Source organism: Maribacter sp. R86514 (genome assembly GCF_044597005.1).
GTDB lineage: Bacteria > Bacteroidota > Bacteroidia > Flavobacteriales > Flavobacteriaceae > Maribacter.
Window position 1 is genome coordinate 3,660,948 of record NZ_CP138999.1, and the last position, 12,154, is coordinate 3,673,101.

At 34.6% G+C, this 12,154-nt stretch carries 13 protein-coding genes; 7 read left to right on the forward strand and 6 right to left on the reverse strand.

The window, feature by feature from the left end:
- The first annotated feature begins 84 nt into the window (after positions 1–84).
- From SJY30_RS16080 to SJY30_RS16090, 3 genes are read left to right on the forward strand one after another with little or no spacing between them, the layout of a single operon-like run.
- On the forward strand, positions 85–813 hold the full coding sequence (locus SJY30_RS16080; protein WP_396633143.1) for a polyprenol monophosphomannose synthase: 729 nt from the start codon (positions 85–87) through the stop codon (positions 811–813).
- Between the two features lie 2 nt (positions 814–815).
- Entirely contained in the window at positions 816–2,153 is a 1,338-nt protein-coding gene (locus SJY30_RS16085) for a dihydroorotase (protein WP_396633144.1), read from the forward strand.
- Complete coding sequence (locus tag SJY30_RS16090; RefSeq protein ID WP_396633145.1) at positions 2,150–2,581, forward strand: DUF4296 domain-containing protein; 432 nt, start codon at positions 2,150–2,152, stop codon at positions 2,579–2,581. The genes SJY30_RS16085 and SJY30_RS16090 overlap by 4 nt, the downstream gene beginning before the upstream one ends.
- Here the strand turns inward: SJY30_RS16090 and SJY30_RS16095 are convergent.
- The gene (locus SJY30_RS16095; protein WP_396633146.1) at positions 2,565–3,569 is read right to left on the reverse strand and encodes an NAD-dependent epimerase/dehydratase family protein; all 1,005 of its coding nucleotides are present in this window, start codon (positions 3,567–3,569) and stop codon (positions 2,565–2,567) included. The genes SJY30_RS16090 and SJY30_RS16095 overlap by 17 nt on opposite strands.
- A 104-nt stretch (positions 3,570–3,673) precedes the next feature.
- Here SJY30_RS16095 and tyrS point away from each other — a divergent pair, with 104 nt between their 5' ends.
- From tyrS to SJY30_RS16115, 4 genes are all read left to right on the forward strand, one after another.
- Positions 3,674–4,966, forward strand: a complete 1,293-nt coding sequence (gene tyrS, locus SJY30_RS16100) for a tyrosine--tRNA ligase (protein ID WP_396633147.1) — start codon at positions 3,674–3,676, stop codon at positions 4,964–4,966.
- 25 nt (positions 4,967–4,991) lie between these two features.
- Entirely contained in the window at positions 4,992–5,381 is a 390-nt protein-coding gene (locus SJY30_RS16105) for a hypothetical protein (RefSeq protein ID WP_396633148.1), read from the forward strand.
- A 73-nt stretch (positions 5,382–5,454) separates the two neighbouring features.
- Positions 5,455–5,988 carry a hypothetical protein gene (locus SJY30_RS16110; protein ID WP_396633149.1) on the forward strand — a complete coding sequence of 178 codons (534 nt, stop codon included), beginning with the start codon at positions 5,455–5,457 and terminating at the stop codon, positions 5,986–5,988.
- 69 nt (positions 5,989–6,057) lie between these two features.
- Positions 6,058–6,513 carry a hypothetical protein gene (locus tag SJY30_RS16115; RefSeq protein ID WP_396633150.1) on the forward strand — a complete coding sequence of 152 codons (456 nt, stop codon included), beginning with the start codon at positions 6,058–6,060 and terminating at the stop codon, positions 6,511–6,513.
- Here the strand turns inward: SJY30_RS16115 and SJY30_RS16120 are convergent.
- The 5 genes from SJY30_RS16120 to SJY30_RS16140 form a co-directional block, all read right to left on the reverse strand.
- Positions 6,510–7,487, reverse strand: coding sequence for an acyl transferase (locus SJY30_RS16120; RefSeq protein ID WP_396633151.1), 978 nt, complete (start codon positions 7,485–7,487; stop codon positions 6,510–6,512). The genes SJY30_RS16115 and SJY30_RS16120 overlap by 4 nt on opposite strands.
- Positions 7,488–7,561: 74 nt before the next feature.
- A complete protein-coding gene (locus SJY30_RS16125) occupies positions 7,562–7,885 on the reverse strand; it encodes a T9SS type A sorting domain-containing protein (RefSeq protein WP_396633152.1) in 324 nt (107 codons plus the stop codon).
- Between the two features lie 181 nt (positions 7,886–8,066).
- Positions 8,067–8,375, reverse strand: a complete 309-nt coding sequence (locus SJY30_RS16130) for a T9SS type A sorting domain-containing protein (protein WP_396633153.1) — start codon at positions 8,373–8,375, stop codon at positions 8,067–8,069.
- 244 nt (positions 8,376–8,619) lie between these two features.
- Positions 8,620–9,138: a hypothetical protein gene (locus SJY30_RS16135; protein ID WP_396633154.1), complete on the reverse strand. Its 519-nt coding sequence runs from the start codon at positions 9,136–9,138 to the stop codon at positions 8,620–8,622.
- 141 nt (positions 9,139–9,279) lie between these two features.
- Positions 9,280–12,117: a TonB-dependent receptor domain-containing protein gene (locus tag SJY30_RS16140; RefSeq protein ID WP_396633155.1), complete on the reverse strand. Its 2,838-nt coding sequence runs from the start codon at positions 12,115–12,117 to the stop codon at positions 9,280–9,282.
- Positions 12,118–12,154: the final 37 nt, after the last annotated feature.

The window sequence follows — 12,154 nt, forward strand, 5'->3', positions numbered from 1 at the left end:
TGTAAAAAATTCATAAAGGTATTGTTGTTCATTTTAATAAGAATTTTAAAACCTTACTTTTGTCAAAACACCTATAAATAACATATGTCCAGTAGTATCGTAATCATACCTACATATAACGAGATTGAGAATGTAGAGGCTATAATTAGGGCAGTATTCGATTTGCAGAAAGAATTTCATGTACTTATTGTAGATGACAATTCGCCGGACAAAACCGGGGACTGTGTTCGCGGACTTCAAGAAGAATTCAAGGATAAATTATTTTTAGAGACCAGACTTGAAAAATCAGGATTGGGTACAGCATATATTCATGGTTTTAAATGGGCAATAGCCAAAGGTTATGATTATATTTTTGAAATGGATGCCGATTTTTCCCATACGCCATCAGACCTATTGAGACTTTTAAAAGCCTGTAAAAACGGTGCTGATTTGGCTGTAGGTTCTAGATATAAGAAAGGTGTAAACGTTGTAAATTGGCCACTACATAGAGTGTTATTATCATACGGTGCATCTATTTATGTAAAGCTCATTACCGGTATGCGCGTAGATGATCCAACAGCTGGTTTTGTATGTTATAAAAGACAGGTTTTAGAAGCTATAAATTTAGATTCGGTTCGTTTTGTAGGTTATGCCTTTCAGATAGAAATGAAGTTTAGGGCGTATTTAAAGCACTTTAAAATAGAAGAGGTTTCTATTATTTTTAGAGATCGAGTATTGGGAAAATCTAAAATGAGTTCATCTATTGTAAGTGAGGCTATTTGGGGTGTATTTGTAATGAAAATGAGAAGTCTATTTTTAAAAAATAAATTTTAGTTATGGGTAAAATTTTATTGAAAAACGGAATAATTGTTAATGAGGGAGTAGCACAAGAAAGTGATATTCTCATTATAGATGACCTTATTTCTAAAATTGGAAAAGACATATCCGATGCAGAAGCAGAGGTAATTGATGTTTCTGGCAAACATATATTACCAGGTGTTATAGATGATCAAGTTCATTTCAGGGAGCCGGGTCTTACCCATAAAGGAACAATCGCAACAGAAAGTAGGGCGGCACTTGCAGGTGGTATAACAACCTTTATGGAGCAACCCAATACCACACCGCAAACAACTACTATAGAAAAGTTGGAAGAGAAATTCGCAACTGCAGCAAATACTGCATTCGCCAATTATTCATTTTTATTCGGTGGTACCAATGATAATCTAGAGGAATTAAAAAAATTGGATAAAAATGCCTGTTCAGGTATCAAATTATTTTTAGGTTCATCTACGGGTAATATGTTGGTTGATGATGAAAAAGTTATAGAGAAGATATTCAGCAATACTGAAATGGTCATTTCTGCACATTGTGAAGATGAAACCACGATACGCGAAAACATGGTAAAGTATAAAGCGCAGTACGGTGATGATATTCCTGTAGAAATGCATCCTATTATAAGGAGTGAAGAAGCTTGCTACCTTTCTTCGTCAAGGGCAATAGCTTTGGCAAAGAAAACAGGTGCTAGGTTGCATGTGTTTCATTTATCCACCGGAAAAGAAACCGATCTTTTCCGTAACGATATTCCTTTAGAACAAAAGAAAATTACTGCAGAGGTATGTATACATCACCTTTGGTTTTCTGATGCCGACTATGCAAATAAAGGAACCTTTATTAAATGGAACCCAGCGGTGAAAACAGCCAAAGATAGAGATATGCTATGGAGTGCGCTGTTAGATGATAGAATAGATGTCATCGCTACTGATCATGCCCCGCATGTATTAGAGGAAAAAAATAACGTATATACAAAAGCACCTTCAGGAGGACCATTAGTGCAACATGCATTAAATGCGATGTTAGAGAAGGTAAAAGAAGGAAAGATTTCACTTGAGAAAATGGTGCAGAAAATGTGTCATAATCCGGCAATACTATTTCAAATAGAAAAACGCGGATATATACGTGAGGGCTATTATGCAGATTTAGTAGTGGCAGATTTAAACAATTCTTGGACAGTTACCAAAGAAAATATAGCGTATAAATGTAAATGGTCTCCTTTTGAAGATACTACGTTCTCGTCTAAAGTGATACATACTTTTGTAAATGGGCATTTAGGTTATAGTAATGGGGTGTTTTCTGAAAATCGCAATGCAAAAAGGCTAACATTTAATAGACCATGAAGCAATTATTACTTTTAACGATAGTACTATTATTGGTTTCGTCTTGTGCCGAAGAATTAATAGAAAGGCCCGATAATTTAATACCGGAAGATAAAATGGTATTGATTATCAAAGAAATGGCTATTGTTAATGCCGCAAAAGCAACCAACTTAAGCAAGTTGCGAGAAAACGGTGTAGAACCTACAGATTTTATATTTAAAAAATTTGAAATCGATAGTGCACAGTTTGTCGATAGTGACCGCTACTATGCTTCAAAACCTTTAAGATATGAGAATATGTATAAAAAGGTAGAATCTGATTTAGAAGAACAGCGATTAAAATTAGAAGCAGAAAAAAGGGTTAGGGACAGTTTAAGGGTTGCCGAGAAAACTAAAGAAAATATCGATATTAAAAAGAAAGATTCCGTATCTACTAAAGTTCAGAAATAAACAGTTTGGCCGAAAATTTTATTTGATTCTCCAAACTTTCAAACTCCATACCCAAAGTGTTCTTGATTTTTTCATTGTTGAATGCTGTTGGGTGTTTTAGTCCGTGAATTGTATTCTTAGTAATAGTTCTAGGGCTTCCTGTTAGTATATTTCTAATTTTATCTACGAACTTACCCATTTTTAATTGCCAAAATTTCAATGCCTTGGTAGGTGGTTTTTTGTCCATCGCCAAAGCTATCTTTTCCAATATTTGTTTATAGGTCAAGTTTTCGGCTACCAGAATAAATCGTTCATTATGAATATTTGAATTCATAAGTGCGATCATAATATTGGTGACATCGTTTATGGTAATAAATCCTGATCCGCCAGGTGGGTAATATTTATATCCTTTTGCAGCGGTTTTAAAAAATGAGCCACTACCGCTATTCCAAAATCCTGGCCCAAGAATAACGCCTGGGTTTACGATTACAACTTCTAGTTCTTCTTGTGCGCCGCGCCACACTTCCATTTCGGCAAGGTGTTTTGTTATTGCATATGGGTTGGCATTTTGTAGGGTCCATTCGGTTTCTTCGTCTACTTTTTCGTTGTTAATAGGTCTTCCTATTGTACCAATGGTACTTACATGGCATAATTTTTTGATCCCGTATGCTATACAGATATTTACAATATTGGCAGTTCCTTCACGATTTATACGTTCCAGCTTTTTAAAATCAGACGGATTAAAAGATATGTAAGCGGCGCAATGGTACACATGGGTAATATCTTCGATGGCATTTTCTAATGATGGAATATCTAAAATATCACCATGTACCCAATCGATTTTATTGAAAAGGGCTGTGGCATTATCAGAGTAATACGAAAAAATTTTTTTTACCGAATCCAGCTTTTTTTGGGTTCTGTAGATTGCCCGTACTTTTATGTTATCCATTGTTAACTTCAGCAACAAATGCGACCCCACCAATCCTGTGCCTCCTGTAACTAATATCATATTTCAAATTTAGGAAATACAAGTGGATAAATTCATGCTTTAATCTACTGTGTACTGGCAAGAATTCCATTTATATTTGCAATTCAATTAAAATTCAGGAAGACATGACAAATTTTGTCAAGGAGTTACAATGGCGCGGAATGTTGCATGATGCAATGCCAGGAACAGAAGAACATTTATTAGAAGGCATGCAGTCTGCATATGTGGGTATAGATCCAACGGCAGATTCTTTACATATAGGGCACTTGGTAGGGGTAATGATGCTTCGTCATTTTCAATTGGCAGGGCACAAACCGTTTGCTTTAATAGGTGGTGCTACGGGTATGATCGGTGATCCTTCTGGCAAATCTGCAGAACGTAATTTGCTTGATGAGAAAACACTTCGTCATAATCAGAATGCTTTAAAAGAACAATTATCACGTTTTTTAGATTTTTCTGGAAATGAAGATAATGCTGCGGTTTTGGTTAATAACTATGACTGGATGAAAGACTTCTCTTTCTTAGAATTTATAAGAGATGTAGGTAAGCATATTACGGTGAACTACATGATGTCTAAAGACTCTGTTAAAAAGCGTCTTTCATCAGAAGCGAAAGAAGGTATGTCTTTTACCGAATTTACCTATCAACTGGTTCAAGGGTATGATTTTCTTCACTTGTACAAAGAGCATAATTGTAGCCTTCAAATGGGTGGTAGTGATCAGTGGGGTAATATTACCACGGGTACTGAACTTATTAGAAGAATAGCCGGTGGTAAAGGGTATGCACTTACGTGCCCGTTAATTACCAAGGCAGATGGTACTAAATTCGGAAAAACAGAAGGCGGTAACGTTTGGTTGGATGCAGAAAGAACATCGCCATATAAATTTTACCAATATTGGTTGAATACATCAGATGATGATGCTAATAAATACATCAAGATCTTTACTTTTTTAGGTCAGCAAGAAATTGAAGATTTAATAAAAGAACATACAGAAGCTCCGCACTTAAGATTACTACAAAAGCGATTGGCAGACGAGATTACGGTAATGGTACACTCGCAAGAAGATTTGGACAATGCGGTAAAAGCTAGTCAAATACTTTTCGGTAAGTCTACGGCGTCTGATTTAAAAGAATTGAATGAAAAAACATTCTTAGAAATTTTTGATGGCGTACCACAAGCAAAACTTTCAAAGTCAGAATTAACAGACGGTTTAGATATGATCGGTGCACTGGCAGCTAAAACTAACTTTTTGGGTTCTAATGGCGAAGCAAGAAGAGAGCTGAAGCAAAACTCCATTTCTGTAAATAAAGAAAAAGTAAAAGATGACTTTTTAATTACCACGGCAGATTTGATTAATGATAAGTTTGTGCTGTTGCAAAGAGGTAAGAAAAACTATTTCGTATTGGTATTTAACTAAATCATTTTCTGAAGACTAGGCTTTTATGAAATTTAAACTTTTAGGGGTACTGTTCTTATTATTTGTTTCTTGTAGCGATGATGATAGGGTGATAGATGATTTGGCTTTGGAAGGCGATTGGGTACTCTCGAATGTCATATGTTATTGTAGTTTTGATGAAGATGTAGATTTTTCTTTAACTACGATTAATTTTAGTTCTAGTAGGGCCATGGTTACGGTCTCTCATGAAAGTGAAAACATTTTTTTTAGGGAAAATGGAGAACATTTTTATGGTGGTCAAGCCAATAGAATCAATTTTTCTGATGGATCCGTGTACTTTTTTGAAACTAAGGGAGAACAACTTACGCTAACTTTTGAAGACAACCCCGATATTGCCGATGATGAGGTAACCTATGTTTTTGTTCGAGAAGATTAATTCACTTCAAAAACAGTAGCTTTTCTTCAATAATTCTTAGAGAATAGCGTTTGTTAGCATAAACCCCTACATTATGTTTAAGAAGAGTATTTTTGTTATCTGTTTGTTTGCTTTAATTACCTCATGTGATAAGTTAGACGAGTTGACCAAGTTTGATATGGAATATAGCCAGCGTGCTACCATACCTTCTTCTGCAGGTATTGATTTACCTTTTGATGTTTTTACTCCGGAAATAGAGACGAATTCAGAATCTACTTTTGAAGTCAATGATACTAGAAAAGACCTTATTGAAGAGATTAAGTTGACCGAATTAGAATTGGTCATTATATTGCCCGATAGTGCCGATTTTAGCTTTTTAAATTCGATAGAAGTATATATTTCTGCCGACGGATTAGAAGAAATTAAAATTGCCTATTTGGAAGAGGTGCCAGATGATGCTGGTAGTGTCATCACTTTAGATACTGCAGATACAGATTTGAAAGAGTACATAAAGAGCGATGAATTTAGTTTGCGATTGAATACCGTTACCGATGAATTAATGAGTACGGATCATGAGTTAGAAGTAAATTCTACCTTTTTCGTAGATGCCAAGATATTAGGACTTTAATTTAATAATGCCTTAACGCAACTATTCTGTGAGTTGGGTATCTTGTAACTAGTTAAAAGTCTTGTTACTATGAAAAGATATGCCACCTTATTTCTGTTTCTATCCCTGTTTATTCTTGTTTCTTGTGCAGAAGATGATGACTTTGGGTTAGAATCTACACAGTTTGTGTTCTCAGATCAGAAATGGGAATTGGTTCAAATGTCAGGTAGTTTTCAAAATTCAGAAACTACGGGAGAAGAAATGGATTGGCAAGAATATTATATTTTTTCGCCGGAAGGTACTTTTATAAAATCTAGAACTGTTGATGAAGAAGTTACCGAGGCTACAGGTACCTTTGAGGTTGTAGAATATGATAATGACCTTAATCATTATTTAGAACTTACGTACCAAACCGGAAATGAATTGGTAGGTAATTGTACGGGAGATGATAAAGAACTTTTAATATACAGAAATTCTACTATGATTTCTAGCCTATGGATGGCTTGTGATGGACCAGGCTTGGATTATTCGCTTTCAAAGAATTAAAGCACCATTAAATTACACCCTCTAATATCAGAATTATCGAATCTTCCGATAATTTCAAAAGTGCCGTTTTGGTTTATCTTACCTAAATCTTGAGTGGCAATAAAAGAACAAGAATTGATATTTGCCAAATCGATTACGTTGATTCCGCCAGATTTACCATTTTTTAAATAGCTGAGTGGATCTTCGGTATCGCGAACTAAAATCTTCATCCAGGCAGGGCAATTGAATACTCCGTCACCTTTAGAGTAGGCTTGCGAAAGTAGCTCGGTCATTCCATATTCAGAATGTATTTTAGAAACTCCAAATCCCGTGGATAATAATTCGTGCAGTTCTTGGCGTACAATTTCTTTTCTTCGCCCTTTCATACCACCGGTTTCCATAATAATGGTGTTTTGTAAAGACATCTGGTATTGCTCAGTAAACTCAAGTAATGCAAAAGAAACACCAATGATCAATATTTTGGTGTCGGTTTTTTGAAGATCGGTTAGTAATAGGTGCAACTGTTCGTATTCATTTAAAAAAAAGCCGCTTTTAGGATGTTCCGATTTTTTGATCAAGTCATCTGCCATATAGATCAATGAAGATCCCGTTCGTTCTAAATACGAAGGTAAGAGGGCAAGAACACAATAGTCCTTAATATCTCCATAGAAATGATTAAAAGCCTTTAAATAACTCTGTTCGTAGAGGCTGAGGTCCGTAACAAAGTGTTTACTGGTTTCACTGCCTGTAGTGCCGCTACTGGTAAAGGTTATTTCTGGTGTATTGGTGGTGCTGAGAACATCTTTGGATTTAAAAAATTCTATAGGTAAAAAAGGAATTTGTTCTATGGTGTGAACAGAATCTGGTTGCACATTTAAATAAGTGCAAAAATCGTGATAGACAACGTTGTTGTCGTATTGATATTTGAATATACGGAGTGCTTGGGTTAGAAAATCCCCATCTGTTTGTATATCAAAAATAGCATTGTGCTTCATGTTCCGTACCAATTCTGGCAAAGGTACTGAACCAAATTATTTTTATTGTTTTAAGCAGAAAATATGTAGGTTATTTATTTAACCACCAGCTTACGGGTAATAGATTTATTGTTTTCGGTTACTTGAACAACATAAACACCAGGTGATAATCTAGATATGTTCATTGCCTTTGTAGATAGTTTTTCGATTAAGACTAGCTCACCGAATACATCGTAAACTCTAACCTCTTTAAGGTTGTTGTTTTGTGTTGTTACATAAACAACATCTGCTATTGCAGGGTTGGGGTACAATTTAAAACCGACTATTTCATCGTTGCGTAGGTTGTTGATATCTATGGTGTCTTGGGCATATAAGCCAACGGAGACTACCATAAATAGCATAAAGTAGATTTTCTTCATTTGGTATTGATTTGGGATCAACACTTCAAAGATAGAAACAAGTGTAACTAGAACACCGAAAATGTTGTGAAAGCTAAATTTATGTAGGTAAATGAAATAGGCGAAGTATTTCGTCGTAAAAACGTGTAGTTAACCGATAATGGTGAATTGAAAATGAAAGAAGGAAAAATGTGTAATAGGGTTACTTTACAATTAACTTACGTGTACACATCTTGTTTTTTTCAAGAACACGTAATACGTAAACACCAGCATCTAAATCAGAAAGGTTTAATTCTTTACCTAAAATCGTAGTCTTCAATAACAACGTACCAAATACATCGTAGATGAATATTTCTTTAGGTGCATTATTATTTGTGGAGATATAAACTTTACCTGTAGTAACCGGATTTGGATACATGCTAAAACCATCAATATCTCCATTACTTTGGGTACTTTGCCCATAGCTGAAAGAAATAAAGAAAAAGAAGAGGATTAGGTAAAGTTGCTTCATATATAGCTGGTTACAAATGCTATGCCACAAATATAGGAATTTAACAGTCTCTTATATTTTTGTAAGAGGAGATATTGTGAAAAGATCGATGAAATGCAAAAAGATCGATGAAATGCACAGTTTATGACGTCAACTACCAATTTTATTGGAGTTTTAAGTTGCGTGTAGTCTTTGATCGTAAGAAATATTGTAAACAAAAAAGCCCGCAATTTGCGGGCTTTTTTTATTAAAAATAAGTTTAGAATTAATCTTGAAGATTAAAATAATCGACCAGCTCATCAAAATCTTTATAGTCTAAAGTACCTGTAGGGATATCTCTAATTTTGGAAATATTTAAGCCGATAATCGTTAGGTTTTTAAGTTCGAAACTTGAATTAAAATCATTGGTTCCGTCAGCATTTTCAATATAAATGGTATAGTCTAATTCTTCAAGGTCGCTGCCTCCTTCGTAGGAAATGCGATAGTCCCTTTCTAGATCGATATAAGCCAAAGGTTTCATTTCATTTAGATTGGGATCTTTAAAAAACAAAGATATGGAGTGAATTTCGTCAAAATCGATTTCAAGATCAAAGTCTTTTAGGCTCAATGTAAATTGTAAGGAATCTTTTATAATCTGAGTTCCTAAAGGAATTAGAAAGGCATCATCATTAGATATCGGTGTTAATATTTCATCAGATGTTGACTCGTCTATATTTTCTTCTTTTGAGCAAGATGCTAAAAAGACCATAATAATGCTAGCTAAAAAGAAGATGCATTTTTTCATTATATACATATTAAGATTCTTACTAAAATTAAGATATTATCCCACATCTATTTTGAATTAAATGTTATCAAATAGTTATCGGTTTTAAGAATAAAAAAAAGCCCGCAATTTGCGGGCTTTTGACTATTGAATTTTAAAGATTTAGAACTGGTAGCTATATCCTAAAGAAATAGCTTGTCCTGGATATCTAGAAGAATATATTTGGTCTTGAGCACCAAAAGATTGGTAAACACTCTCAATATCATCATTGATAATGTTTTCAAACTTTAAGGTTATTTTGCTAGAGTTTTCTTTACCGAATTCTTTACTTAAGTTCATTTTTAAGTTGTGGAAAGGTAGCGTGTAAACATCTGGGATATCGCCATTACCTACAATCTCTAAAGTTTTACCTTGAACATTGTAAACGATACCACCTTGCCAGCCATTATCATTATTTGAGTAGTCAAATCCAACGTTTAAAAGTAAAGGAGACTGCCCCTGTAATTGTCTAGTGTCATCTAATGTTTCACCTGTTCTTAAGTTATCTATTCTTGCAGCTTCTTCATCTTCACTATATGTTTGCTGAGATTCAATAACAGAAATATTAGCATTGAAATTGAAATTTTCCCATCCTGGAATAAAGCCCATATTTCTTCTATATTCCAATTCAGCACCAAATACTTTGGCATCACCTAAGTTTAAGGGAATAAATTGCCCTCTAGCTTCTCTAATGAACGTAAGTTCAATAGGATCATCAAAAGTTTTGGCAAAACCACTGATTGCAAAGAAATTCGTTCCCTCACCATAAGCTTCAAATCTTATATCGTAATTATTGATATATGTTGGTTGAATATCGATATTACCAATAAAGAACGTACTTGATACAGGGTCAAAAATCTGTGCGTTAGATGCCTCTTTAAAAGAAGGTCTAGCCGTAGTACTAGAAAACGAAGCTCTTATTTTCTTATTTGCTTCTTCGTTTAGTTCGTAGATAAAGTTGGCAGAAGGGAAGAAATCTGCTTTGTCTAAAATTGTTTGATTGTCAAAAACTTCACCATCTTGGTTTTCACCTGAGTAAAGTAGGTCGAACTTTTCAAATCTTACGCCAACAATTGCGTTTAACCTATCAGATAATTTAAACTCTTCGCCAACATAACCTGCACCAACGGTAATTTGAGAGTTGAAAGAGTCGGATATATTAGAATCACGTCTTACATAAGTACCTTCTCTAGTTTCTGGGTCATAAATGTTTTCAGGAGCTAAAACTAAATCTGCATTACCTTCAAAATTTAAACTATAGTTACCTGTTTGTGATTGTATAGGTGTAGAGAACTGATTAACAACAAAGTCTCTTTCTTTAATAGTAAACGCACCACCAAATTTAAGTTTTGCATCTCTACCAAATAATTGATGCTTTCTTGTAAGATCTAATTTACTAGCTACGTTGTATTCTTCTAAGTCTCTCCAAATTCTACTAGGGTCTCCAGATTCACTAGGGGAAATAGTAAAGTTTCCAGTTTCTGGCTCAAATCTAAAAGGAGTCGTTCTCAAATCCTTATCATAGATTTTAGAGAATGTTGGCGAAACTTTCCAAGAAACTTTCCAAGAAGCATCTTCGTTCGTGTGTTCACCATTTAATAAAATGTTGGTAATAGAACGTTGTGTATACGTTAGTACATCTTTGAAAATAGTGTTAGAATTTACATTAAAATTATCTTGTCTAATGTATGATGCACCAGATTCTCCGTTTTGTATATGTAATACATTTAACTTGTATTTAGACTGAAGGCTTTTTAATGAAATACCTGCAAGCCCACTAATAAGTACGTTGTTGACACCGATATTACCAGATTGTGTTCTGTCATCGGTTAGCTCAAGAACAGATTTGTCTTGGTCTTGTTTTCTAAATACTTGTCCGCTAACAGCATCTTCGTAGAAATCAGTACTGTTTTTATATGTAAGAGAGGCTAAGTAACCTATTTTTTTAGTTCCATCTTCATTAAGGTCATATTGGTTGCCAGCTGTAAAACCAATATTAAAATCTGCACCACTTTGATTTTCCAGTGCTTTTAGATTTGGTTCCAATAATCTTGTTAAGGCAGCGGATCTATTGCCGTCAACAACAGGTAAAGGAGTTTCTATATTTTGTGGTATTGCTAAATCTCTTTGACCATTATCAAAACCTAATGCATCTGTTGGACTACCGTCATATTTAAGGTAATTGTTTTTAAAATGCATACTAGAATTGTAACCTAAGCCAGCAGAGAAACTGTATTCAGCTCTTGATGGGAAATCTTTAGTAACAATATCGACTACACCACCGGTAAAATCTGCAGGTTGATCTGCTGTAGCAGATTTTACAACAATAATATTGTCAAGAATATTCGTAGGAAAAATATCTAATTGCAAAGTGTTTCTGTCTGGATCAAGACCAGGTACATCTACACCATTTAAAATGGATTTAGTGTAACGGTCACCTAAACCACGAACGTAAACAAATTTACCACCTTGTACAGATACACCAGGTACCGATTTAATAGCACTGGCAATATCGCTAGCACCAGATTTTTTAATGCTTTGTATAGATAAACCATCTAATAATGCTACCGAATTCTTTTGTAGGTTTAACACGGAAGCTTCTGTGTTTTTACTAACTGTGGTAGTAACCACAACTTCGTCTAGCGCATTAGCAAGCGGATTTAAAGTAATGTCTATTATTTGCTCTGCGCCAGGGGCAACGACAACTTCTGCTACTTCTTTTGTTTCGTATCCTAAGTACGAAAAAGTAACGGTGTACGTGCCAGGTTCAACGTCTAGAACATATTTTCCATCAAAATCCGATGTGGTTCCTTTTGTTGTGCCTTTGATAAGAATATTTGCAAAAGGAAGAACGTCATTAAATTCACCATCGTTTACCGTTCCTGAAATAATACCTTCTTGTGCAAAGATGGTTTGAGTAGAAAAGGCGATGAGTAAAATAAATAATAACTTAAGTTTCATAATCAATTAATTGAAATTATTAAAAAAGAAATAAATT

Coding starts and splice junctions, on each gene's coding strand:
- SJY30_RS16115 (WP_396633150.1), top strand. CDS start 6,058: ATGAAAAGATATGCCACCTTATTTCTGTTTCTATCCCTGTTTATTCTT.
- SJY30_RS16140 (WP_396633155.1), bottom strand. CDS start 12,117: ATGAAACTTAAGTTATTATTTATTTTACTCATCGCCTTTTCTACTCAA.
- SJY30_RS16090 (WP_396633145.1), top strand. CDS start 2,150: ATGAAGCAATTATTACTTTTAACGATAGTACTATTATTGGTTTCGTCT.
- SJY30_RS16080 (WP_396633143.1), top strand. CDS start 85: ATGTCCAGTAGTATCGTAATCATACCTACATATAACGAGATTGAGAAT.
- SJY30_RS16135 (WP_396633154.1), bottom strand. CDS start 9,138: ATGAAAAAATGCATCTTCTTTTTAGCTAGCATTATTATGGTCTTTTTA.
- tyrS (WP_396633147.1), top strand. CDS start 3,674: ATGACAAATTTTGTCAAGGAGTTACAATGGCGCGGAATGTTGCATGAT.
- SJY30_RS16110 (WP_396633149.1), top strand. CDS start 5,455: ATGTTTAAGAAGAGTATTTTTGTTATCTGTTTGTTTGCTTTAATTACC.
- SJY30_RS16085 (WP_396633144.1), top strand. CDS start 816: ATGGGTAAAATTTTATTGAAAAACGGAATAATTGTTAATGAGGGAGTA.
- SJY30_RS16125 (WP_396633152.1), bottom strand. CDS start 7,885: ATGAAGAAAATCTACTTTATGCTATTTATGGTAGTCTCCGTTGGCTTA.
- SJY30_RS16120 (WP_396633151.1), bottom strand. CDS start 7,487: ATGAAGCACAATGCTATTTTTGATATACAAACAGATGGGGATTTTCTA.
- SJY30_RS16105 (WP_396633148.1), top strand. CDS start 4,992: ATGAAATTTAAACTTTTAGGGGTACTGTTCTTATTATTTGTTTCTTGT.
- SJY30_RS16130 (WP_396633153.1), bottom strand. CDS start 8,375: ATGAAGCAACTTTACCTAATCCTCTTCTTTTTCTTTATTTCTTTCAGC.
- SJY30_RS16095 (WP_396633146.1), bottom strand. CDS start 3,569: ATGATATTAGTTACAGGAGGCACAGGATTGGTGGGGTCGCATTTGTTG.